The 21,640-nt window shown below is 62.2% G+C and carries 15 protein-coding genes; 12 read left to right on the plus strand and 3 right to left on the minus strand.

Annotation, left to right across the window (positions count from 1 at the left end):
- Positions 1-1,469 precede the first annotated feature (1,469 nt).
- Positions 1,470-2,501, minus strand: coding sequence for an IS110 family transposase (locus tag RX329_RS17350; protein WP_317246423.1), 1,032 nt, complete (start codon positions 2,499-2,501; stop codon positions 1,470-1,472).
- Positions 2,502-2,748: 247 nt separating this feature from the next.
- Here RX329_RS17350 and RX329_RS17355 point away from each other — a divergent pair, with 247 nt between their 5' ends.
- The 3 genes from RX329_RS17355 (at position 2,749) to RX329_RS17365 (ending at position 7,922) form a co-directional block, all read left to right on the plus strand.
- Positions 2,749-4,869, plus strand: coding sequence for a 3-hydroxyacyl-CoA dehydrogenase NAD-binding domain-containing protein (locus tag RX329_RS17355; RefSeq protein WP_317246168.1), 2,121 nt, complete (start codon positions 2,749-2,751; stop codon positions 4,867-4,869).
- A 218-nt stretch (positions 4,870-5,087) separates the two neighbouring features.
- A complete protein-coding gene (locus tag RX329_RS17360; protein WP_085384124.1) occupies positions 5,088-6,281 on the plus strand; it encodes an ABC transporter substrate-binding protein in 1,194 nt (397 codons plus the stop codon).
- 102 nt (positions 6,282-6,383) lie between these two features.
- A complete protein-coding gene (locus RX329_RS17365) occupies positions 6,384-7,922 on the plus strand; it encodes an acyl-CoA synthetase (RefSeq protein WP_085384209.1) in 1,539 nt (512 codons plus the stop codon).
- 64 nt (positions 7,923-7,986) lie between these two features.
- Here RX329_RS17365 and RX329_RS17370 read toward each other — a convergent pair whose 3' ends face one another.
- A complete protein-coding gene (locus RX329_RS17370) occupies positions 7,987-10,206 on the minus strand; it encodes an acyl-CoA dehydrogenase (protein WP_085384125.1) in 2,220 nt (739 codons plus the stop codon).
- Between the two features lie 74 nt (positions 10,207-10,280).
- Between RX329_RS17370 and RX329_RS17375 the strand changes: the two genes are divergently transcribed.
- The 9 genes from RX329_RS17375 (at position 10,281) to RX329_RS17415 (ending at position 20,542) form a co-directional block, all read left to right on the plus strand.
- Positions 10,281-11,162, plus strand: a complete 882-nt coding sequence (locus tag RX329_RS17375) for a FadR/GntR family transcriptional regulator (protein WP_244561216.1) — start codon at positions 10,281-10,283, stop codon at positions 11,160-11,162.
- A gap of 209 nt (positions 11,163-11,371) precedes the next feature.
- A complete protein-coding gene (locus tag RX329_RS17380; RefSeq protein ID WP_085384126.1) occupies positions 11,372-12,160 on the plus strand; it encodes a CoA-transferase subunit beta in 789 nt (262 codons plus the stop codon).
- Positions 12,161-12,209: 49 nt separating this feature from the next.
- Positions 12,210-13,094 carry a CoA transferase subunit A gene (locus tag RX329_RS17385; RefSeq protein WP_085384127.1) on the plus strand — a complete coding sequence of 295 codons (885 nt, stop codon included), beginning with the start codon at positions 12,210-12,212 and terminating at the stop codon, positions 13,092-13,094.
- 8 nt (positions 13,095-13,102) lie between these two features.
- The gene (locus tag RX329_RS17390; protein WP_244561217.1) at positions 13,103-14,323 is read left to right on the plus strand and encodes a CaiB/BaiF CoA transferase family protein; all 1,221 of its coding nucleotides are present in this window, start codon (positions 13,103-13,105) and stop codon (positions 14,321-14,323) included.
- Between the two features lie 80 nt (positions 14,324-14,403).
- Positions 14,404-15,693 (plus strand): cytochrome P450, encoded by a 1,290-nt coding sequence (locus tag RX329_RS17395; protein ID WP_198957588.1) that lies wholly within the window; start codon positions 14,404-14,406, stop codon positions 15,691-15,693.
- Between the two features lie 67 nt (positions 15,694-15,760).
- Positions 15,761-16,864: an NAD(P)-dependent alcohol dehydrogenase gene (locus RX329_RS17400; protein WP_085384130.1), complete on the plus strand. Its 1,104-nt coding sequence runs from the start codon at positions 15,761-15,763 to the stop codon at positions 16,862-16,864.
- A gap of 23 nt (positions 16,865-16,887) precedes the next feature.
- Positions 16,888-18,126 (plus strand): cytochrome P450, encoded by a 1,239-nt coding sequence (locus tag RX329_RS17405; protein WP_085384131.1) that lies wholly within the window; start codon positions 16,888-16,890, stop codon positions 18,124-18,126.
- Between the two features lie 62 nt (positions 18,127-18,188).
- Positions 18,189-19,337: an acyl-CoA dehydrogenase family protein gene (locus RX329_RS17410; protein ID WP_085384132.1), complete on the plus strand. Its 1,149-nt coding sequence runs from the start codon at positions 18,189-18,191 to the stop codon at positions 19,335-19,337.
- Between the two features lie 8 nt (positions 19,338-19,345).
- Positions 19,346-20,542 (plus strand): acyl-CoA dehydrogenase family protein, encoded by a 1,197-nt coding sequence (locus tag RX329_RS17415; protein ID WP_085384133.1) that lies wholly within the window; start codon positions 19,346-19,348, stop codon positions 20,540-20,542.
- A 125-nt stretch (positions 20,543-20,667) separates the two neighbouring features.
- On the opposite strand, the gene RX329_RS17420 is transcribed toward RX329_RS17415, so the two are convergent.
- Positions 20,668-21,633, minus strand: a complete 966-nt coding sequence (locus RX329_RS17420; protein ID WP_085384134.1) for an NAD(P)H-dependent flavin oxidoreductase — start codon at positions 21,631-21,633, stop codon at positions 20,668-20,670.
- Positions 21,634-21,640: the final 7 nt, after the last annotated feature.

Genomic DNA, 21,640 nt, shown 5'->3' on the forward strand with positions numbered 1-21,640 from the left:
AAGGCCCAGCGGCCAAATCCATTGCAGCCAACTTTTGCAACAAAATCGGTCACAAGCGGTCCTCCAGTGGCTGCGCGCCGTAGGTCAGCTACGGGTCCCGAGCGGTCCTCCACCAGCAGCGCGGCAGGGGTCAGCTGCGGGCCAGGAGCGGACGTTGCCTGCGGGCAAAGAAAAAGAGGCCGCCCGCTGAGGCGGCCTTACTCGTCCCAAGTGAGCTTCCGGCAGTCTGTGCATTTGAATATGCGAGCTGTCTTGCCGGAGCGAGTGTCGAGATAGCTTTGAACCCGCAGCAATCGCCCGCCGCAATGTGGGCAGTTCTCGAATTGAGTTGGGCGCTGCGGAGCAGATTGGGGACCAAGGCGAAGCATCTGCAAATGATTAGCTCGTGGAGACAACCGACGACGCTAAAGGCGGCCGAGTGTTCCTACATTTAAGTAGGACACTTCCCGACATTTAAACTCAGGCTGTGGATGCAGCACCTTGGGCGCTTGGCTTTGAAGCAGCGCTATCGATGCTGCGATCTGCTCCTGAGACCGGCGGATCATCTCCGCCGACATTTGCTTCGTGCCAAATCGAGGGTGCTCGACCGGGTACGAGTCAAATTGCTGGTCTGTGTGCATGGCGGAGTCCCACCGGGCTTCCCTAGAGCTAGGTTAAAAACTCGATCTGAACAGCCCAAAATATGAAACTTAGGCAGTCTTACTCCGTGGATGGTAGGCGGGCTACTCGGCGGGCGCGGTCCCACACCTCAATGGAGACGCCATCCACGTACTGCTTGGCCTCGGCAATAGCGGCATCGTCATCCTCGCAACTGACGATCAGGGGGGCTCCCTGGATATGTCCCTCGTGGTCAACTCGATAAAGACGATACTCCGCCATGGTTTGAACTCGTGCGCGCTGCTCCGACGCGCGATCTTCTACTCAGAGTTCCCAGAAGTGCAACCTCATATGTTGCAAACTAGGCCACTCCAAAATCAACTTAGGCCACTAGGGGTGGAAACAGGCCGTACCCATACCTGCATGAGAACAATCTGGCAACTTCAGAACTGATCGTGAACGGGCTGAGCGGGCCTTAACCTCGGCTTGGGGTCACAAGCAGCCCTTCGGCATCCCGGCTGCTTATGTCCGATTGAGCACCGGGAGCGGACATCACCCCCGCCGGTCGGAAGGTCCGAGATGGGCCATGTGTGGACGTATATGGACCCCGCCCGATTGCAACGACTGGCTTGATCAGGATCGACGGCCACAACTGCTGACGTATATCCGGCTTCTTGATGCGGCTGGACAACGTCTCCGCCGCGAGCCTCGATGGTTTTCGCCCGCTTCCACCTCAACGGCCCCGAGACATCGGCGCAAGCCGTGCCGGTCCACACATCAGGTTCGGGAAGCGACGGGGTGACCGTTTCGCCATCTCCTGCCATTTGTTGCAATTGCCGGTGAGACCTCCTTTCCTTGATTGCCGCTTCGCTTCAGGCCGCCTTCACCGAAAGCGCCGGCTCATAAGCCGCGCCGCCTGTGAGCATAGCCCACCCGATCCGCGCGTTCTTGTTGGCAAGAGCCACGGCCGCGACATTGGGATGGCGCCGTTGCCGCATCTTGCCGAGCCAGAGGCTTCGCGGATCCTGCTTGCCATTAGCACGGCTTAAAGCGGCGCGAGCTCCGTGAATGATCAGCGTCCGCAGGTATCGATCGCCCCGTTTGCTGATGCCGAACAAGCGGGCCCGCCCTCCACTGGATCGCTGCTTGGGTACCAGACCAAGCCAAGCCGCGAACTGTCGGCCGTTCTTGAAACAGCTTCTATCGCCCACGGCGGCGACCAAGGCTGTTGCTGTCACAGGTCCGACGCCTTCGATTTTGCCGAGCCGCTGGCACTGCTCACTCGTACGGAAGATTTCCCTTATCCGCCGGTCATAGGCTGCAATGCGGGTATCAAGCTCGGACAACTCCTCTTGCAGTTCCCTCATGAGCGCTCGGAGCATCTCGCTGAGGTCGTCATTGATGTTTCCTACGATGACCGCGAGGCCACGCCGCAGCTGCGCGATGTCACGGGCAATGACAATCCCATGCTCGGACAGAAGACCGCGAATCTGATTGACGAGCCTGACTCGATCGGCGACCAGGCGCCGGCGAATGCGGTGGACGGCCTGTACCGCCAGCTGATCGGTTGATTTCGGTGGCACGAAGCGCATGGACGGACGACCGACCGCTTCGCAGATGGCTTCCGCATCGTTCTGGTCGTTTTTGTTCGACTTGACGTATGGTGTCACGAACTGAGGGCTGATTAGTCGGACCTGATGGCCAAGCTCCGTGAGCACGCGAGCCCAATAGTGTGCCCCGTTGGAAGCCTCCATGCCGACCAGGCAGGCCGGTAAATTGGCGAAAAAGCCGGCCACCGCATCGCGACGTAACCTCTTTCGCACAACGACTTTCCCGTGGTTGTCGACGCCGTGAACTTCGAAGACATACTTCGCCAGATCTAGACCTATCCGAACGACCTGCATAACATCCTCCTTCGCTGCAGTTGACGCTTGAGATTCCACCGCGGCAAGGGCGGGGTCCATACCATTGGCTCCGGGTTGGCAAGGAGAATCTTCACTTGCGGCGTTGGTCGGAGCAGCCATGTGTTCGGCCTTTTTGTGCGGTACTCATGACCGCTGGCCATAATGCCCTCCGCGGATCAGGTCCCGATCAAAAGCACGCATTCGAAGATGCCATGGCCCATGTGGGATGACTGCCATCAATTGTGCCATGGATGATCAGGGCATCGTCACGCTGACCATGGACATGCCGGGTCAGGCCGTCAACACGATGACCCAGGCGTTTCGTGATGCTTACCGCGAGGCAGTGGAGCGGATCGAGCAGGAACGCCAGAATATTGTCGGTGTCGTCCTCACCTCAAACAAGCCGACGTTCTTCGGGGGCGGAGATCTCAAGGGGCTTCTCGCCGCCGAGGACGCGGCGGCGCTCTTTGCCCGTGCCGAAGCCACCAAGGCGACGATGCGTCGGCTGGAGAAGTTGGGAAAGCCCGTGGTCGCGGCCATCAATGGTGCTGCGCTCGGCGGAGGTTTCGAGCTCGGCCTTGCCTGTCATGCGCGCTTCGCCATCAACGACGGAAGCGTTCAGCTCGGTCTTCCAGAGACCGGCCTCGGGCTCATTCCGGGGGCCGGAGGTATCGTGCGCCTCGTCCGCATGCTGGGGCTCGAGGCTGCGATGTCGCTGGTCCTCGACGGCGTAGTCTTCAGTCCGGAGCGCGCCCTCGAACTGAAGTTGTTGAACGGCGTGGCCCGGGACAAGGACGAGCTTCTCGCACAGGCGCGCCGCTGGATCTTGGACAATCCCGAAGCCAGCCAGCCCTGGGATCGCAACGGCTTTCGCATTCCAGGGTCGACGCCCAATGCCGCTGCGCCTCTGGCTTGGCTGCGAACCGCGCCCATGTTGCTGATGAAGAAGCACCGCTCGCGTTATCCTGCCCTGGAAGCCGCGATGTCCGCGGCGATCGAAGGGGCTGCGGTCGATTTTGACACGGCATGTCGGATCGAGAGCCGCTACCTCGCGAACGTCGCGATTGGTGGCGTGGCTAAGAACGTGATCCGGACGTTCTTCTTCCAGATGAACGACATCAAGGCCCGGAAGAGCCGGCCCGAGGGCGTTCCCGACGCCAGCTTCGAAAGAATCGGAGTGTTGGGAGCCGGACTGATGGGCCGTGGTATTGCCCAGGTCGCCGCGCAGCGGGGCATCTCGGTCGTCTTGAAAGACGTTAGCCGCGAGCAGGCCGAAAAAGCCAAATCGCAGATCGAGAGCGGGCTTCAGAAACAGGTCGAGAAAGGCCGGCTGTCCGCGGATCGCATGAGCGCTGCGCTTGCCTTGATCAAGCCGACCGAGAACCCGAGCGATCTGACGGGATCGGAATTGATCATCGAGGCGGTGTTTGAAGACCGTGACCTCAAGCGAAGCGTGACTCAGGAGGCTGAGCCATATTTGGCGCGCGGGGGCATCTTCGCTTCCAACACGTCGACGCTTCCGATCACGGGGCTCGCGCAAGCTTCGGCCAATCCGGCGAGCTACATTGGATTGCATTTCTTCTCTCCCGTCGATCGGATGCCGCTCGTCGAGATCATCAAGGGAGCGATGACATCGGCAGAGACTTTGGCCCGGGCCTACGACTTCGTGCGGCAGATCAACAAGACGCCGATCGTGGTGAACGACAGCCGCGGCTTCTTCACGAGCCGCGTGTTCGGAACCTTCACGCGCGAGGCAGGCGCGATGCTGGCGGAGGGCGTCGATCCTGCAGCAATCGAAAACGCGGCGATCTGGGCCGGAATGCCCGTAGGCCCTCTCGCCGTCATGGATGAAACCTCTCTTACGCTGGCTTGGACAGTTCGGCGCCAGACCGTTGCTGACCTACAGGCCGAGGGTAAGCCGGCGCCTGCCCATCCTCACTGGGCCGTTGTAGACAGGATGGTCAACGCTTTGAAGCGGCCCGGTCGAGCTGGTGGTGGCGGCTTCTATGAATATCCCGCCGGTGGCAAAAAACGAATCTGGCCTGGCTTGCGTGATCACTTTCCACCCAGCTCGACGCAAATTCCTCTCGAGGAGCTGTCTGACCGTTTTCTCTTTATCCAGGCCCTCGAAGCCGTGCGCTGTCTCGAGGAAAAAATCATCGAATCTTCCCGAGACGCAAATATCGGTGCGGTCCTAGGCGTGGGTTATCCGCGCTGGACCGGCGGGCCTCTTCAGTACATCGACATGATTGGATCCAGGGCTTTCGCTCTACGTGCCTCCGAGCTCGCTGCGAACTACGGCGACCGCTTTTCTCCGCCTCGCATGCTGGTGCGGATGGCTGAGGGTGACGACCGTTTCTGCGCCTGACGATTGGAGGCCTGCAGCGGAGAGCCTCGCGCCATAACAATCGTGGGTCCGGCCTGTCCAAAGGCCGGGAATATGCCGGTTGCGCTCGACGTCTTTTCCCCTTCTCGTCCGGCGGAGGCTGACAAAAGGCCTCGCCGAATGTTCGGCCGAATGGGCTTGCGGCCACCACGGCCAACATGTATCAATGGTACGACCAATAAAACGGGAGGCAGCTGCTCATGGCAAGGCGCGTCGTGGCCGCGGGACTGGGCTTGTTCCTGTGGAGCGGTCTGGCGGTTGGAGAGCCGTTGAAGATCGGTGTCTTGACCGACATGTCCGGAGTCATCGCCGATACGGTCGGTCGCGGCTCGGTTGTTGCCGCGGAACTGGCAGTCAGCGACGCGGGCGGCACCGTCCTTGGCCGACCGATTGAGATTGTCTCGGCCGACCATCAACTGAAGCCCGACGTTGGCCTGACCATCGCCCGACGGTGGTACGACGAGGAGGGTGTCGAGGCCATCGCCGACATTCCCGTATCCACCATCGCGCTCGGAATCCAGAATCTCGCCCATACGAAGGGAAAGATCGCCTTGATCTCGGGGGCCGGGACCCTCGATCTCTACGGCCAGTCGTGCTCGCCGACCGGATTCGTGTGGACATTCGACACCAGCGTGCTTCCGCGCGCTCCCGTTCTGAGCGCAGCCGAATCCGGCGTGAAGAAGTGGTTCGTGGTCGGCCCCGACTATTCCTTCGGACACCAGATGGAGCGGGCGGTCGCGGAGGTCGTGAAGGAGACCGGTGGACAACTGGTCGGCACGCGGCGCGCGGCGATCGGGACGTCGGATTATGCCTCGCTTCTTCTGGCTGCGCAGGAAGCGCGGCCGGACGCGATTGCCTCGTCCTTTGCCGGCCACGACGGGGTGCTTCTCATCGAGAACGCCGTCGAGTTCGGCCTGCTGCAGAAGGGAATGCGGATCGCGAGCCTCATGCTGTTCGAGTCCGACGTGCACAGCCTGGGGTTGGATCGCATGAAAGGCATCTATACGACGTCAGCGTTCTATTGGGATACGGACGACAACACCCGCAGTTTCGCAAGTCGGTTCGGGGAGAAGATGGGGCGACCGCCTTCCGCTCTGCAGGCGGGAGTCTATAGCTCGATCACGCACTACCTGAAGGCCGTCAAGGCGGCGGGCTCGACATCCGGACCTGAGGTAGCAAAGAAGATGCACGAGCTGCCGATTTCAGACCTCACGACACCTTCGGCCAGGATCCGAGCAGACGGCCGCGTCATGCGCGACATGTTCCTGCTCCAGGTCAAATCCCCGGAAGAATCAAAAGCCCCGTGGGACTACTTCAAGATCGTCCGTCGTATGAAAGCCGAAGAGTTGATGTCGGAGGCGCCCAATCCGGACTGCAAGCTTGCAACGCAGTAGCAGGTCGTTTTGCGGAATGATCACCAGACAGGCGGCCGAACAGTCGTGCGCTTCACCAGAAGCGCGCTCTCACGCCCCACGCAGAACATTGTTAGAGGAATGATGACTTCGCCACTAATTTTTATCGATGGAACAGCACGCGCGCGCGAAGAGGTGCTCACGAACGCGGCTCGCGCCGCCAGCGGGCTGCATGCTCGCGGAGTCTCCGAGGGGGATACTGTTGCGGTTCTGCTGCGCAACGACTTCGCCTTCGTCGAGGCGACACAGGCGGCCTCCCTGATCGGCGCCTATTGCGTGCCGATCAATTGGCACGGCCGGGCGCAGGAAATCGCTTACATCCTCAAGGACGCGAAGCCCAAAGTCCTGGTGGCTCATGCCGATCTGCTCGCGGCCGTCCGCGACGAGCTTAAGGAGGCCTTGGACGGCGTTCTCGTGCTGAGCGTACCGACGCCGCCCGAGCTCGTTCGGCAGTTCGGCATTCCATCAGGTGCCGAGAAGCCGAATGTATCGGACCGCAGCTGGCCGGTTTGGCTGGCGGAATTCGGGCCCTGGAGCAGCGCCCCGCCGCGCAGCCGCGCTACGCTGATCTACACGTCGGGCACGACGGGACACCCGAAAGGCGTGAAGCGCGAACCTGCGACGGCCGAGCAGGTCAAGGCCTATGGGGAGCTGATGCGGGCGGTCTACGGCATGGCACCTGGCGTGCGCGTGTTGATCGGTGGCCCGCTCTATCATGCGTCTCCGAACGCCTGTTTGCGTCAGGCCATCGCACAGGCCGATATCATCGCGTTCCAATCCAAGTTCGAGCCGGAAGAAACGCTGGCGCTCATCGAGCGGGAAAGGATCACGCATGCGGTCATGGTTCCCACCATGTTTGTCCGCCTGATGCGACTGCAGGAGGAGGTCCGCTGCCGATACGATGTGAGCTCGCTGCGATGGGTGATCCACACGGGCGCGCCATGTGCGCCGGAGATCAAGCAGGCGCTGATGGATTGGTGGGGGCCGGTCATTTACGAGACCTACGGCGGCACGGAGGTTGGAGCCGTCATGCTGAGCACGCCGGAAGATTGGCTGGCTCACCCCGGCAGCGTCGGACGGCTCACGCCAGGCGCCCGGATTGCGCTCTACGGCGACGATGGCAAGCCGGTTGCGCCGGGCGAGGTGGGCGAGATCTACGTTCGTCAGGACTCGCTGGCGGATTTCGTCTACCTCAACGACACGGCAAAGCGAAAATCGGTCGAGCGGGACGGGCTGATCAGCGTTGGCGACGTCGGCTATCTCAAGAACGACCGGCTGTATCTGTGCGATCGGCGGTCGGACATGGTGATCTCGGCCGGGGTCAACATCTATCCTGCCGAGATTGAATCGGCTTTGATTCAATGTCCCGGCGTCCGCGACTGTGCCGTGTTCGGCATTCCCGACGATGAGTTCGGCGAGTCGCTGGCTGCCGCAATCGAGCTCGAAGTGGGCTGTGAACTCACGACGGAGCAGGTGCGGGCCTATCTCGCCGAACGTATCGCCAAATACAAGGTGCCGCGGCGGATCGATTTCCATGCAGCACTTCCGCGCGAGGAAAGCGGGAAGATATTCAAGCGCCGGCTCAAGGATCCTTTCTGGAGCGATACGGGCAGGCGCATCTAGTTGAATCGTCAGGCTCTGGGAGACTCTGGACGATTTTTCTCTGCCTCATCTCACCACGGGCATCTTATCGCGGCAATCCAAGGCCGCGTTGGGCGATCAAGCTGCGCTGGATTTCATTGGTGCCGATGCTGATGACCCACATCAGCGAATGTCGAAGATTTTGTTCGATGCGCCCGTGCAGCACGGCGCCGGGGGCGCCCTCGCTGACCAAGGCCTCCAGCCCGAGCAGATCGAGTGCGGTCTCGCCGAAGCGCTCCATCAACTCGCCGGAATAAACCTTGCTAACGGCCGCTTCGTCGGGCGGCGTCTCGCCCCTGTCGACCAGCTCGGCGCAATGGACCATCATGCGCCGTCCGGCTTCGATTTCAGCCGCGAGCGTGCCAATCTTGGCGCGCACGACAGGATCGTGCCGCATCGGCTTACCCTGGCGTTCGGCGATACGGATGTGCCCGCACAGCAGTTCGAACATGCTTGCAACCTTGAGCACGATCCCGCCGCCGATGAAGCCGCGTTCGGTCGCCAAAGCCCCGGTCAGCACCTTCCAGCCTTCACCTTCGGCGCCAATCCGGTTTTCTGCCGGCACGCGCACGTCGTCATAGAAAATGTTGGCGAAAGTGCCGCCATACATCGTTTCGGAAGGACGGATCGTGATGCCGGGCGTCGTCATCGGAACGATGAACATGGTGATGCCTGCATGAGGCGGTGTCGCGTTCGGATCGGTACGGGTCGCGAGCAGCATGTACTCGCCCCAATAGGTCGTGGTCCAGATCTTCTGCCCATTGATCACATAATGGTCGCCGTCGCGAACCGCGCGGGTCTTGAGGGACGCCAGGTCGGAGCCGGCCTGCGGTTCGCTGTAGCCCATGCCGTAGATGGCTTCCCCTCGCAGGATTTCCGGAAGATAGCGGCGCTGCTGCTCTGGCGTGCCGTAGACCTGGAGCATCGCGGCCTGCACGGGCGCACCGACACGCGGCGCTCCGGCGCGCTCCATCTCCTCCATGAAGGCAAGCTGTTCGAACGCGCCACGCCCCTGACCGCTGAACCGCTTTGGCCAGTTGAGGCCAATCCAGCCGGTCTGGCCCAGCGCCCGAGCAAATTCGCGGTCATACTCCCGCTCATGGAAGGAGAGCTGTTCATGCCGCGCGCGACGCTCACCTGACCAATATTCGTCGAGCCAGGCGCGAACCTCGTTGCGGAAAGCATTTCCGGACGCCCCCAGATCATATTCGGGAAACGCACCGCTGTCGTGATCGAGAAAATGGCTCGCGAGTTGCTCGACCGGCTGGCGTTGGCTGCCATGGCGAAGCATACTGACATGGACCTGCCTGAAGTGTCGCGGGGCCTCATGCTCCTCGCTGTAGCCGATCGCGCCGAAGGCGTGCTGGGTCTCGAGCGATACCTGGCGAAGAGAACCCGCGGCGGTGGCCAGGGCTGCGGCTGCGAACCAGCGCCATTGCGCAGCCTCCAGGTCATATTGAGCGGCGGCATTCGCAATCGTCAGCTGAACCGCGCGCAAGGCGATGTGGCAGTTCGCGAGCTTATGCTGGATGGCCTGGAAGCGTCCGATAGGTTGTCCGAACTGCCGACGTTCGCCGGCATAGGCAACGGCCTGCTCGAACGCGCGCCGGGCTGCGCCGAACGCCCGCGCGGTCTCGCTCAGGGCGGCGACGGTGAGAAGGTCCCGGACCTCGGCATTCGTGAACGGCACCAGGACGATCGGAACTGCATCGATCCGAACTCGCCAGCTGCCAGCCTTTCCCATCACCGGGGTCGGTTCAGCGGCAACGCCTTCGCCGGCCTCGACGATAGCCAGCGCCGGGCCGTGCACGAATATGGCCAGATGGGTCACGATGTCGGCGGATTCGACGAATCCCAGCTCCGCAACCAGGCGATCCGCGTCCATTTTCGCCCAGCCTGCGGCTCCACCACGGTCGAAGCCTGCAAAGGACATCGCGATCACCGCGTCACCGCGATGGAGCTCATCTACGAGCGACGTCAAGGCACGGGCATCGTTGCGGCTTCGAAGCTGCATGAGGTTGATCAGGGCTGCATCCGCGAGCGGTGCACGGCACGCAATGCGGCCGGCCTCTTCCTGGACCAGCACAATCTCGCGCAAGCCGCCTTCGGCGGGAGAGGCTGCAATCTGGGTCAAGCCCTGAGCGGCCAGTTGCTTCCAGAGCCATGGGGTCGCCTGGGCGGACTTGTCCGAAACGTCCTCAAAAAATCCCCGGACCGCTTCCTTCAGGATCTGACGATCCTCGTCCGACGGCAACTCCCGCAGCATTCTGGCGGCTACCTTCTGCAGTTTGGTCCTACCATTCTACTTTTGTGAGAAGTCGCGGTCAACGCCAACGCGCTATGGCGGGAATCGTCAGCTTCGCCTATATGTCGCTGCAGCTTCGAACCATCCGGGTGGATATGAGCGCTTCACAATTGCCGGCGAAATCCAAGGTAGAGGCTGCGCCGATAGCGCAGTTCCAACGAATTAGATCGCCCCGCGCGTTCGACGAGATTGCCGCTCAGATCCGAACGGAGCTCTCCACCGGCAGACTAGCGGTCGGCAACCGTCTGCCATCCGAGCGGGCGCTGTCGGAGCAGTTTGGCGTCTCTCGCAATACCCTTCGTGAGGCTTTGCGCTCGCTCGAGCACGCCGGTCTGATCCGCCTGCAGAAGGGCGCCCGCGGCGGCGCTTTCATCAGCCAGCATAGCGGCGAGGCTATCGCGACCGGCCTGATGGACATGTACCACGTCGGTACCATTCAGCCGGCGCAATTGACCGAGGCCCGCATCTGGCTCGAATCCGTCGTGGTCCGGGAAGCGTGCCGGCGCGCAACGGCCGTGGACATCGACATGCTGAACCGCAATATCGACGAAGCGCAGGACGCGCGCCGCCGGGGCGACTTCGCAGGCCGCGCCGAGAGGCACATCGAGTTCCACAGAATGCTGGCGCGCCTCACCGACAATCCGATCATGGTCATCGTCATGAACGGGGTGCTCGACGTGCTCACTCATTTTGTGCAGCGGATCGGCGAGTACGACAACAGCTTCGTGCTGCCGTCACGCCGCCGCTTCATGGAACACTTCACTGCAGGCGACGCCGAAGCTGCCGTGGCCGAGATGGAAGCCTGCTTGAAGCGGCTGCAGCGCAGCTACATGTCGCGCATTCAGGCTGCCGAAGGGGTGTCAGCCACCAAAGCCGCTCCACGTGGCCGCCGGGCTCCCCCAGCTACCCAGCGGTAAATCCACTCACTGCGCAAACCGGCCTGTCGTCTTTCGAATAGCCTGCACGCATCCCCTGGACGGAATGCGCACACGGCTGGTCGACGACCACTCACGTCCGAATCGCCCGCTACGAACCCGAGCGGTCTCGTCTCCGCGGGCGGCGGATCGTTGACATGGCATCCGACCGTGCTAATGTGGCAATGGTTCAACCAATAGGTCGCAGGCAAATGGCTGCAAATCCGTCTCTCGGAGAAACGCTGGCGGTGTTGCTGGCGCGCGATATCGCCGATGGCGAGAAGGTCATCATCGGAACCAATTCCGACATCCAGCTTGCCGCCTGCAATCTCGCGCGCCGGCTGCAGGCGCCGCGCTTGTGGTGGATTTCCGGTCCCGGCGGAATGGTCAATCCGACGCGCGATCATCTGCTGTCGACTGCCGATTACGAGAACGTCGAGTCTGCGGAGTCCTGGATGGATCTGCCGGTCATGATCGACTTCATCGATTGGAAGGTCCACTTCTTTGATTTTGCCATCTTGTCAGCACTGCAGGTCGACCGCTTCGGCAACATCAACACTGTGGTGGTCGGTGATCAACGTAAGCCGCGCGTGCGCGGGCCGGGAACCGTCGGCATCAGCGCACTTTGCGGTCTCGCCAAGCGGTTCTACGTGTGCCTGACCCGTCACGACCGGAGCGCGTTCGTGCCGCGGGTCGATTTCCTGTGCGGACCCGGTCACATGGAGGGCGGCGACTCCCGTGAGCGCATGGGTCTGCCGCCTGGCGGTCCCAGACTGGTGCTATCGCCGCTTGGGGTCTTCGATTTCGCGCCCGACAGCAAGGCTATGCGCGTGAAGTCGATCAGTCCAGGCGTGTCGCTCGAGCAGATCCGCGACTCCACGGCCTTCGACATCGTCGTGAAGGGCACGCCTCCGGTGACGACCATGCCCACCGATCATGAGCTCGAGTTGCTGCGCAAACATGTCGACCGGCGTGGCGATCTCCGGCGCAAGTTTCCCTGATCACAACACGGATCTCCTCCAATCAGACCGACAGGCAAGCTGAAGTCCCATGACAAAGAGCAAGATCGTTTCCGTCGATGAGGCCGTAGCCGAGATCCCGGACGGAGCCAAAGTCGCCCTCGGAGGGTGGATATTCAATTCGCAGCCGATGGCGCTCGTGCGCGCGTTGATCCGCAAGGGTGCGCGCGACCTGCACCTGATCCCTGCGCCCGGCTCGATCGCGCCGGACATGCTGATCGGTGCGGGTTGTGCCGCATCCACCGTCTGCGTCTTCATCAGCTTCGAGCAGTTCGGTCTGGCGCCGAATTTCCGTCGTCACGCGGAGAGCGGCGCGCTCAAGGTCTACGATCTGGATGGACCGGGTATTGCCGGCGGACTGCGGGCGGGAATTTGCGATCTGCCTTACATGCCGGTGCCCGACCTTGGGACCGATCTGCCGAAGTTTGCGCCGGAGCATTACTGGCCGCTGCCGTCCAAGCCCGGCGAGCGCAAGATGCTCGCTGTCGCCGCCGTCAAGCCGGACGTCTGCCTGCTGCACGCCCAGCAGGCAGACGAGCATGGCAACGTCCAGCATTTGGGGCCGCCCTTCTTCGACGCGATGATCGCTCAGGCGTCCCGACGGGTGATCGTCTCGGTTGATCGCATCGTGTCGACCGACACGATCAGGCGCAGCAATCATCTGACCAAGCTGCCGAGCGCGATGGTCGATGCGATCGTGGAAGCGCCTTTCGGCGCGCATCCGACGACCTCACCCTCGCTGTACCGCTCCGACGAAGCGCATTTGAAGGAATATGTGAAGAGCAGCGCCGGCGCAGAGACCTTCAGCGTCTATCTGGACCGGTACGTTCGGAACGCCTCATCCAGCGCCTATCTCGACGCGATTGGCGGCAACCGGCTGGCGGCGCTTGCGGTCTCCGAAACCAATCTGAAATGAGCATCAATATGCCAGTCGGATCGGCCCGGCCGGGAATTCTCGACGGAATCCGCGTGCTCGACTTCACTGCCATGATGTCCGGCCCCTATTGCACGCGGCTGATGGCGGACCTCGGCGCCGAGGTGATCAAGGTGGAGCCGCCGGAGGGCGACCACATCCGGTTGCGTCCGCCGCTGCGGGATGGTCGGAGCGCTTATTTCGCGCAGCTCAATGCCGGCAAGAGCAGCATCGCTCTGGACCTCAAGCAGCCTGTGGCTCGCAAGCTGATCTACGAATTGGTGCCTCGGTGCGACGTGCTCGTGGAGAACTACCGCCCCGGCGTGATGCGGCGGCTCGCGCTGGACTACGAAACCCTCGCGAAGCTCAATCCCAAGCTCGTGTACTGCTCGATTTCGGGTTTCGGCCAGGAGGGATCCTGGTCCGGACGGAGTGCATATGCGCCGGTGCTGCACGCAACTTCGGGCTACGACATGGCAAACCTCGATTATCAGGAGGGCAATGTCGAGCGTCCGCTGAAGAACGGAATCTTTATCGCCGACGTTCTCGGTGGCTCGACGGCATTCGGAGCCATTCAAGCCGCGCTGTTTCGGACACTCAAGACGGGGCAAGGCGACCATGTCGACGTATCCCTGCTCGATGCCATGGTGAGCATGCTGGTCTACGAGTGCCAGGAAGCGCAATTCCCGGCCGAGCGCCGCCGGCCGCTCTATCGACCCACGCAGGCCAGCGACGGCTTCCTGCTCGTCGCTCCCGTGAGTCAGAACAACTTCGAGGCTTTGGCCCGCGGCGTCGGCCATTCGGAATGGATTAGCGATGCGCGCTTCGCAACCAGCAGCGCTCGCGAGCACCACTGGTCCGAATTGATGAACCTGCTCGACGATTGGGCGGCATCGCGAACGGCCGCGGAATGCGAGGCGATCCTCACCGACGCCGGTGTGCCATGCTCTCAATACCGGACCATCCGTGAGACCATGGCGCTGCCGCCCATCCAGGAGCGCGGCGTATTTGAGGAGATCAATGACGGGGCCGGGCCGTTGCGTATTCCCAATCCGGCGTTCCGGTTCGCGCACAGCGCGGCCAATGTCCGGAACAAGGTGCCTGCGCTCGGCGAGGATGGACCAAGGCTGTTGCAGAGCCTCTTGGGGCTGAGTCCGCAGGCGATTGCGGCGCTGCGCGAGAGCAAGGTTCTTCGCGGCGCGGAAGAGAGGACCGTCGCGGCGGCCGAGTAGCCGCCAGGGTCATCAGGAATGTCGAAGTCGTTGATCGCCTGCCGCTGGGCTTCCTTCCTGACCCCCTTGAGCACGGCGACATGAAAGAGGGGGGACCAGGGTTGAGCGCTGCGAATTTTCAAATCCCCGACGATATCGTGGCCGTGCTGACGGACCCCGCAGCCTATGGCACTCAGCGCATCTTCGACGCCTATCGCTGGCTGCGCGTCAATCAGCCGCTCGGAAAGGCCAGCCCGCGCGGCTTCAACCCTTTCTGGGTCGTCACGCGTCACGCGGACATTCAGACCGTCAGCCAGCAGAGCCAGCTGTTTCGCAGCAGTGATCGCCCGGTGGCGTTGCTGAGCAGCAAAGCCGAAGCCAGGATCGAGGCGGCAACGGGTGGCCACGGGCTGCTCCGCACCCTGGTGCAGATGGATGCGCCCGATCATCCCAAGTTCCGGGCATTGACGCAGAAATGGTTCACGCCGGGTAATTTGCGTTCGATCGAAGGCAAGATTCGCGACCTCGCGAGAAGCTATGCAGATCGCCTCGCGATGTCCCGCGGGCGTTGCGACTTCGTCTCTGAAATCGCACTCGGGTTTCCCCTTCGGGTCGTGATGACGATCCTGGGCATCGATCCGGTTCATGAGCCCAGGATGTTGCGCCTGACGCAAGAGTTCTTCGGCACCAAGGACCCGGACAACGCGCGCAAGGGTCAAAATGACGGCGCCGCGGCTCTGTCCGACGTGGTCTCGGAGTTCGGCGAGTTCTTCTCGTCCGTGGTTGCGGACCGGCGCGCCAATCCGTCCGATGATCTTGCAAGCGTCATAGCCAATGCGCAGATCGACGGCGCGCCGATTTCCGACCTGGATGCGCTCAGCTATTTCGTGACGATCGCCACCGCCGGCCACGACACGACATCGTCCTCGAGTGCGGGCGGGATGTGGGCGCTTTGCGAGCATCCGGAGCAGTTCGAGCGGTTGAAAGCCAATCCTGCCCTGATCCCCGGTTTCGTCGACGAGGCGATCCGCTGGACCACGCCGGTCAAGCATTTCATGCGCACCGCGGCCGAGGACACCGAGCTCGACGGCCGCTCCATCGGGCGCGGTGATTGGCTGATGCTGTGCTACGCCTCCGCCAATCGCGATGAGGCCGTCTTCCAGGATCCTGACGCGTTCCGGATCGATCGGTCGCCGAACCGGCACCTCGCCTTCGGCTACGGCGCCCATCTGTGTCTGGGACAGTATCTTGCCAAGCTCGAGATGCGGATCCTGTTCGAAGAATTGTTGCAGCGGATCTCATCGGTCGCGCTCGACGGCGCCGGAGCAATGACCGTTTCCTGGTTCGTCAACGGGCCCAAGCGGCTCCCGATCCGCTTTCAACTCCATTGATCGCTCGCCACACATCGTTTCCGCATGGTTTGACGGGGACTGCGCAATTGCAAGAGAGAAGACGAGCATGAAGATCACAGCCGCAGTCGCAGTTGCGCCGGACCGCCCGTTCGAGCTGATCAGCTGCGATCTGTCGGATGATCTTGCGCCCGGAGAGGTGCTGGTCCGCGTCGAGGCTTGCGGCATCTGCCATACCGATCTCGCGGTGAAACTGCAGCACATCCCCGTGCCGCTGCCCAAGATTCTCGGCCATGAGGGCGCGGGCGTGATCGAACGCGTCGGTCCGGGCGTGGTTGGCTTGAGCGAGGGAGACAGCGTCCTGATGAGCTTTGGCTCCTGCGGTGCGTGCGGACAGTGCCAGCTCGGCGCGCCCGGCTATTGTGATGAGTTCGGGATGATCAACCTGTTCGGTCAGCGGCGCGGCGGCTCGGGCCTCCGTTACCGGGGTGCCGAGCTTGGCGGCTACTTCTTTGCGCAATCGGCATTCGCGACCCATGCCATTGCAACGGCCCGGAACGTGGTGAAGATCGGAAAGGATCTGCCGCTCGCGCTGCTCGCGCCCTTGGGCTGCGGGATCCAGACCGGTGCAGGCGCAGTCCTCAACGTGCTGTCGCCTCGGCCGGGTGCGTCAATCGCGGTGTTTGGCGTCGGCGCAGTCGGGATGGCGGCGATCATGGCTGCTAAACTAACGGGATGCAGCACGATCGTTGCCGTCGACATCCGGGACGAACGGCTTGTCCGAGCGCGCGACGTCGGAGCAACCCACACAGTCGACGGCCGGACATCCGATCTTGCCAAGGCAGTCGCCGCGCTCGGCAGCGGCCGCGGCGTCGATCATTCGATCGACACCACGGGTGTGCCCGAGGTGGTCGCGGCCTCGATCGCGTGCCTGCGGCAGCGCGGGTCATCCGCTCAGGTCGCCGCACCGCCGCGCGGGACACGGTTTCCCGTGGAGGCGAGCGTCCTGGTTGGCGGAGGTCTGACGGTGCGGGGCGTCGTCGAGGGTGACGCCGTGCCCACGATCTTCCTGCCGCGACTTGTCGACTTCTTCCGCCAAGGGCGGCTGCCGCTCGACAAGATCGTCAGCTTCTATCCGTTCGACAAGATCAACCAGGCCGTCGAGGACATGGAAACCGGCGCAATCGTCAAGCCGGTGCTGCGGATGAACTGAACAGGAAACCAGGGGAGGACGCGATGCAAGATACGAATTTGGATCAGGCGATCGTTGACGACAAAACTTACGGTGCTCTCGACAGGCAGCATGTCCTGTTCTCGACCCTTCGCAAGGAGGATCCCGTGCATTGGACCGAACCTCCGGGCTTCCGTCCGTTCTGGACGGTCAGCAAGCATCAGGACGTCATCGAGATCGAACGGCAGAACGAGAGGTTCATCAACGCGCCGCGTACCAAGCTTTTGTCCATCGATTTCGAGACAAAGGTCCGGGAAGCGATGGCGGGCCGTCCAATGCTGGTTCGCGCGATCAATCACATGGATAATCCGGATCATGCCAAGTACAAGAAGATCACGCATGCCTGGTTTCAGCCGCGTGAAGTGCGTCATCTCGAAGACAGGATCGCTTTGATCGCACGGGCCAGTGTCGACCAGATGCTGGACAAGGGGACTGAGTGCGACTTCTACAAGGATGTCGCAGGGTGGTATCCGCTCAAGGTCATCATGCTTATCCTCGGAATTCCGGATGAACATGGCCAGCGACTGCTCGACATCACCCGAGCGTATTTCGGCGGCGGCGATGCGGAGATGCAGCGTGGCAATGACCTGATCGATGCCACCTTCGCCTATGTGAACTTCTTCAAGGAGGTGGCGCGGGAACGACGGCAGAATCCCACGGACGACCTCGCCAGCATCATTGCGACAGCCGAGGTCGACGGCAAGCCGATAGGCGAATTCGAGACCTCGTCCTATTACGTGGCGCTCGCCAGTGCCGGTCACGACACGACCAGCGCAACGCTCTCCGGCGGTCTGCTCGCCTTGATCGAGAATCCCGGAGAGATGCGGAAGCTGAAGGAAAATCCAGATCTCATTCCCGCAGCCGTCGAGGAAATGGTGCGCTGGGTATCTCCGGTGAAGCATTTCTTCCGGACCGCGACCGAGCCCTATACGTTGCGCGGCAAGACCATCAAACAAGGCGATAACCTGCTGATGGCCTATCCGTCTGCGAATCGGGATGAGGATGCCTTCGAGCGTCCCTTCGCATTTATCGCCGACCGGACGCCGAACCGCCACGTCGGCTTTGGTTTCGGCATCCACGCCTGTCTTGGAATGTATCTCGCGAAGGTCGAAATGATTGCCTTCATGCGCGAGCTGCTCTCGCGCGTCGATGGAATCGAACTTGCTGGCGAGCCGGCCTGGACCGAGACCACCTTCGTCGGCGGCTTGAAGCGGCTTCCAATCCGTTTCTCGCGACTCCATTAGAAGATGACCGATCTGCGCGCCCGGAAAGCGGGACCGGTAGGTGTGATGTGTGGAGCTGAGGGATGGATCTGACGCCGAGCGAAGCGCAGCAGATGCTGCGCCATAGCGCGCAACGGTTCATCGCTGAACATTGCGAGCCGATCGCACGTCGCCATGCGATGCAGGATCCCACGGGATTCAAGCGCGAGAACTGGGGCAAGTTTGCGGATCTGGGCTGGCTCGGGCTTCCGTTTCCGGAGGAGGTTGGCGGCTTCGGCGGAGGGCCCGTCGAGGTCGGGATCCTGATGGAGGAGTTCGGCCGGGGGCTTGCGACCGAGCCTTATCTCTCGACGGTGCTGCTGGCAGGGGCCCTGGTTGCCGAATGTGGCACGGAAGAGCAGCAGAAGGCGTTGCTGCCGGCCATCATCAACGGCGAGCGTCTGTTGTCGTTCGCTCACTACGAGTCGGACGCAAGGGCAGGTCTTTCCGAGGTCCAGACCCTGGCGCAGACTGACAATCATGGCTGGACGCTCCACGGACGCAAGATCGCCGTGCTCGACGCGGTCTCTGCGGACGTCCATATGGTGTCGGCGCGCTTGCCCGATGCTCAGGGTGCCGGACTTGCTCTCTTCCTGGTGCCGAAGGATGCCGCAGGAGTGACATTGCGCGATGCACCACGTCTCGGTGGGGGCCGCGTCGCGGAGCTGACATTCGACCACGCCCGGCTCGTGCCCGATGCGCGGCTCGGAGCCGGTGCGGACGTGTTGCCGACGATCCAGAGCGTCGTCAATCGGGCGATTGTTGCGCTCAGCGCAGAGGCCGCCGGCATGATGAGAAGCATGTTCGACACCACGCTTGACTATACAAAGGTGCGCAAGCAATTCGGTCGGCCGCTCGCGGCCAACCAGGTGATCCGTCACAGGCTGGCCGACATGTATGTTCAATGCGAGGAGGCCCGAGCGATGGCGGCGCGTGCGGCTCTTCTCGTGGGAGCCGATACCGATTCGATGCAGCGGTCGCTCGCCGCGTCCGGCGCCAAGGTGAAAATCGGCCGCTGTGCGCGCAATGTCGCGGAGCAGGCGGTGCAACTCCACGGCGCAATGGGCGTCACCGACGAACTCGATCTCGGCCTTTATTTCAAACGGCTGCTGGTTTTCGAAGCACTTTTCGGAAGCGTGGATTATCATCTGCGGCGTCACGCCGAGCTATTTGGCAACTCCCGGGCGGAATGAGATCAACCATGTCGCTATCGTTCACGCCCGAGGAATTGCGGTTCAGAGATGAGGTGCGAGCATTTATCGTGGCGCGTCTTTCTCCCGAGCTGCGGCGGGCCAGCTCTCTCAACGTGTCCTTCTTCTCAGATCCCGATATCGTCGCGCCATGGCAAAGGGCTTTGCATGAGCGAGGCTGGGTTGCACCCGGTTGGCCCCGGGAGCATGGTGGTCCGGGCTGGACGGCGACGCAGCGATGGATCTTCGAATCCGGGTGTGCCGCAGCAGGGGCGCCGCAGCTATCTCCCATGGGTATCAAGATGGTCGGACCGGTCTTGATGCGCTTCGGGACCTCGGAGCAAAAGAAGTTCTACCTGCCGCGCATCCTGAGCGGCGAAGATCGGTGGTGCCAGGGCTATTCGGAACCAGGCTCGGGATCGGACCTCGCCTCGCTGAAGACACGCGCCGTTCGCCGGGGCGACCATTACATCGTCAACGGCACCAAGATCTGGACAACGCATGCGCACTTCGCAAACCGCATGTTCGCGCTGGTCCGAACCAGCGACGAGCCGAGGCAACAGGACGGCATCAGCTTTCTGCTCATTGACATGGCATCCCCAGGCATCACCATCCGCCCGATCATGATGATCAGCGGGGACCATGACGTCAATCAGGTGTTCTTCGACGAGGTGGAAGTCCCCGTCACCAATCTCGTCGGCGAGGAAGGGCGGGGTTGGACCTGCGGCAAGTATCTGCTCGAATTCGAGCGAGGCGGCGGAGTCAACTCGCCGAAACTGAGATATGCGCTCGAGAAGGTGCGGGGATTGGCCAACTCCGGCCTATCCTACAAGGCGATATTGCTTCAGGAGATCGCAACCAAACTGTCGGAAATCGAGCTTGACGTCCAGACACTGGAGTTCCTCGAATTGCAGGTGTTGTCAGCCCTGCAAAGAGGCGAAAATCCGGGACCGGTGTCGTCTGTGCTCAAGCTGCGTGCGAGCGAGATTCACCAGGCCATCTCGCGCGTGGGAGTTGAAATGGTCGGACAAAATGCGCTGGTGGAGGAAACGCGCCGTCCTCTCCATGCCCTTAAGGACCGGCCGCTCATCCCGGAAGAAGTCCTAAGCGTGGTTCCTCGTCACCTCAACGGCCGCGCCAACACGATCTTCGGCGGGAGTTCCGAAATCCAGCGCGACATCATTGCCAAGCAGGTGCTCGGGCTTTGAGGAAATCACCGAATGAGATTGATGCGGCCGCGCCGGGGACGGTCCGGCAAGGCGTCGACGTCAAAGGCCGGGTGCGATCCCGGCCAGTTCTTCACGCGAGTCGAAAGCCGAGTCCGAAAGCGACCTCAGACCATAGCGGGGATCTGGCAAGCTTCCGCATATTCCCGCTTTAGCTTCAGAACCAGGTCCGCTACCGCCGGAATTTCGTCGATCAGATCGATCCCCTGACCCGCGCTCCACAGGTTCTTCCAGGGTTTCGCGCTCTCAGGCAGATGGTCGTGCCGCATGCCCTTGCCCTTCGGCTCGGGCAAGGCGTCCGGATCGAGGCCAGCAGCGCACAACGACGCGGTCAGCCAGTTCGCGGCCACGCCGGCAACCTTCTCCGTGTAAATCAGGTCTGCGGACGTCTGCGATACGATCATGCGCTTGTATTCGTCGGGCGCCAGCGATTCCCTGGTGGCGATGAACCTGGTCCCGAGATAGGCCAGGTCGGCGCCGAGCACTTCCGCCGCACGGATGGTGGCGCCGTCGGAAATGGCACCGGCCATGACGATCGTCCCGTTGAAGATCGAGCGCACTTTGCGGATCAATGCGAGGTGGCTGATCGTACCGGAGTGACCGCCACCCCCAGCGCCGATGCAGATGAGGCCGTCGACGCCGGCTGCGATGGCCCGCTCGGCGAAAGGGATGCTGGTGATGTCGTGGAAAACCTTTATTCCACGATCATGCGCCTGTTGAACAATGATCCTAGGATTGCCGCCGACGGTGATGACGATGTCAACGTCAACGTTCTGTTCGGCGCATAGATCGAGGTGGCTTCCGATCTGGTCCTCCGGCGTCCTTGCAGACAGGTTCACCGCAAGTGGACCGACTGGTCCCGGCGCCTGCGCGGCGTGTTCGCGCAAATCCGCGGATATCGTGCGCAGCCAGTCGGCGAACTCGTCGAACGAGCGGGCGTTCTGGCGTGGCAGGGCGCCAATCACGCCCGCCTTGCAGGCCTCGCGGACGAGATCAGGGCCGCTGACAAGGAACATCGGCGCGCAGACGGCGGGCAACGAAAGCGATCGCCGAAGCTTTGGATCGAGCGACATGAAGGTG

It is taken from the genome of Bradyrhizobium sp. BWC-3-1, assembly GCF_032917965.1.
Lineage (GTDB): Bacteria > Pseudomonadota > Alphaproteobacteria > Rhizobiales > Xanthobacteraceae > Bradyrhizobium > Bradyrhizobium canariense_D.